The sequence below is a fragment of the Frankia canadensis genome (assembly GCF_900197875.1).
Lineage (GTDB): Bacteria > Actinomycetota > Actinomycetes > Frankiales > Frankiaceae > Frankia > Frankia canadensis.
The window spans coordinates 1-3106 of the sequence record NZ_FZMO01000339.1 but is presented as its reverse complement, the minus strand read 5'-3'; the positions used below and the strand labels follow the sequence as shown (position 1 = coordinate 3106).

Below are 3106 nucleotides of genomic sequence, written 5' to 3'. Positions count from 1 at the left end.
AGAGGGGGCCGAGCCGGGGCCGGGAAGGTCAGTCCCAGTCGGGCGCCGGCGTCGGGAGCGCCAGGCCGTAGGCCCGTTTCCGCAGGTCCGGCTCCAGGCTGACCTGGACGGACTTGGGCTCCGTGTAGGCGTCGAGCGCGTTCGCGCCGAGCTCGCGGCCCATCCCGCTCTGCTTGAACCCGCCAAAGGCGTAGTTCTCGTTGGCCATGTGGAAGTCGTTGATCCACACCGACCCGGCCTCCAGGCGGCGGGCCACGTCCAGGGCGGCGTCCACGCTGGCGCTCCACACGCCGGCGGACAGGCCGAAGTCGCTGTCGTTCGCGATCGCGATCGCCTCGTCGACCGTGTCGTAGCGCAGGACGCACAGGACGGGCCCGAAGATCTCCTCCCGGGCGACCCGCATGTCGTTCGTGACGTCGGTGAGGACGGTCGGCTCCACCCAGTAGCCCGCGTCGACCCCCGGCGGCACCCGGCCGCCGCAGGCGACGGTCGCGCCCTCCTGGCGGGCCAGCTCGACGTAGCGCAGGACCCGGTCTCGCTGCTCCGCGCTGATCAGCGGGCCGAGGGTGGTGGCGGGATCGAGCGGATCCCCGATCCTGACGTCGCCCAGTCGCTCGACGAGCCGCGCGACGAACCGGTCGTGGATCGCACGCGGCAGCAGCAGGCGCGTGCCGGACTCGCAGGCCTGCCCGGCGTGCATGAGGAAGGCCCAGATCGCGCCGTCGACCGCGGTGCGCATGTCGGCGTCGTCCAGCACTATGTTCGGGCTCTTGCCGCCCAGTTCGAGCGTCACCCGCTTGAGGTTGCTCGTGGCCGCGGCGGCGGCCACCTTCTTGCCGACCTCGGACGAGCCGGTGAAGCCGATCTTGCGCACGTCGGGATGGGTGGCGAGGTGGGCGCCGACGGTCTCGCCGTCGCCGGTGACGACGTTGAACACGCCGTCCGGGAGACCGGCGGCCTGGAACTCCCGCGCGAGCTCCAAGGCGCCGATCGGGGTCTTCTCGTCGGTCTTGAGGACCACGGAGTTGCCGGCCGCGAGGGCGGGACCGATCTTCCACACCGCGAGGGCCAGCGGGAAGTTCCAGGGCACGATGGCCGCGCAGACCCCGATCGCCTCGCGGCGGACGACGCCGGAGTGCGCGATGCCGCCGACGAGCGGCCCGGGCGCCTCGAACCGGTAGGCGCGGGCCTGCTCGGCGAAGTAGCGCAGGTTGGAGATGGGCGTGATCGCGTTCAGGCCCAGGGACAGGTACAGCGGTGCGCCGCCCTCGCGGGTGGCCGTCGTGGCCAGCTCCTGGGAGCGGGCCTCGAGCGCGTCGGCGGCGGCCTCCAGCACCGCGGCGCGCCGCGCCGGCGGCAGGTCGCGCCACACCCCCTGCTCGAACGTGCGGCGGGCCGCCGCCACGGCGGCATCGGCATGCTCGATGCCGCCCCTGGCCGCGGTGGCGATCGGCTCCTCGGTGGCCGGGCTGACGAGGACGTACTGGTCCGCGGTGTCGACCCACTGCCCGTCGATGAACATCCGGTAACGCGGGAGCGAGGTCTCGCTGGAGGCGAAGGAAGGACTTTCGATGGTGGTAGTCATTGCGTGTCCTTGCCGAGAGGATGGCGGTGCCCGCGAGGCAGCCGTCAGGTGGCGGGGGTGAACTCCACGACGAGCGACTCGGGGCCGCGGGTGAACAGGCCCACGTCGGGCGGCACCACGCCGTCGGCGAAGCGGATGTCCGGCATCGCGGCGAGGATCTGGTTGATGGCCGTCTCGGCCTCCCGCCTGGCCAGCAGCGAGCCGACGCAGAAGTGACGGCCGAGCGCGAAGGCGATGTGGTCGGCCGAGCCGGCGAAGGCCTGCCGGATGTTGATGTCCTCGCGGAAGATGTTGTAGGTGTCCGGGTCGTCGAACCGGCGCTCGTCCCGGTTGGCCGCGCCGTTGACGCAGCCGACGACGCTGCCCGCCGGGATCACCGTTCCCGCCACGTCGACGTCGTCGGTCGTCGTGCGCAGGATGATCTGGACCGGCGGGTGGTAGCGAAGAGTCTCGACGAGCGCGCGGGTCGCGAGCGTGGGATCCCGTCGCACGGCCTCCAGCTGCTCGGGATGCATGATCAGGTACTTGAGGGTGCTCGCGATCGACTTGTCGGTGGTCTCGCCGCCGGCGATCAGCAGCAGGCCGATCAGCGCCTTGATCTGCTCGTCGGAGTACTGTTCGCCCTCGATCTCGGCCTGCGTGAGGCGCGAGATCAGATCGGTGCCGGGATTGCGCCGCCGTTCGGCGATGATCGGCAGGATGTAGGCGGGGTACTCCCGCTGGGTGCGCATGCCCCAGGCGTGGATGTCCGGGTCGTTCGTCAGGTTCGACAGGAACGCCATCAGCGACGAGTACCAGTCGTGGAACTTCGGCAGGTCCTCCCTCGGCAGGTCGAGCATCCGCACGATCACGTTGATCGGGAACCACTTGCTGAAGTTCTCGGCCAGGTCGACGCGACCTGAGGATCGGAACGTGTCGATCATTTCGGTCGCCAGCTCGTCGACCTGGGGGAGCAGCTCCTCGAGGTAGTTGCCGCGCAGCGCCGGCGTGATCAGATGCCGGTTGATGGTGTGCTCCCGGCCGCCCATCTGGATGACGGTCCGACCGATGACGGGCTCCATCTGGAAGCCGTAGTTCTCGTTCGAGAAGCCGGTGGAGTCCTTGTAGATCCGGGCCACGTCCTCGTAGCGACTGACGAAGTAGTAGCCGCTGGCCTCGTGGTACAACACTGGGTAGTGGTCGCGCATGATCTTGTAGTACGTGTGGGGGTCGCGTGCGAACTCCGCGGAGAGAACGTCTGGCTGCTCCGGGACGGCCATGGTGACGGTCACCCTTCTCCCAACTGTCGGTGTCGGCTTGGCGAGCCGGTCGATGTGAGGAGCGTCCCTGTCGAGGCGGGGTGACGTCTTGCGCGAAAACACCTGATCTGACACCTGGATGTGACTGGCGGCACACCCGGTTCCGCGCCGGCCGGCAGCAGCGTGGACGGGAGTCTCCACCCCCGACCTCGCGAGAACGCGGCCGGGCGGCGGGAACCCGGGTGTGCCGCCAGTCACATCCAGGTGTCAGATCAGGTGTTTT

2 protein-coding genes are annotated in these 3106 nt (G+C 69.7%); both read right to left on the bottom strand.

Annotation, left to right across the window (positions count from 1 at the left end):
* Positions 1 to 28: 28 nt before the first annotated feature.
* Positions 29 to 1585: an aldehyde dehydrogenase family protein gene (locus tag C1A33_RS23080; protein WP_101833458.1), complete on the bottom strand. Its 1557-nt coding sequence runs from the start codon at positions 1583 to 1585 to the stop codon at positions 29 to 31.
* 44 nt (positions 1586 to 1629) lie between these two features.
* Positions 1630 to 2856 (bottom strand): cytochrome P450, encoded by a 1227-nt coding sequence (locus C1A33_RS23075; RefSeq protein ID WP_243407858.1) that lies wholly within the window; start codon positions 2854 to 2856, stop codon positions 1630 to 1632.
* Between the last annotated feature and the right edge of the window lie 250 nt (positions 2857 to 3106).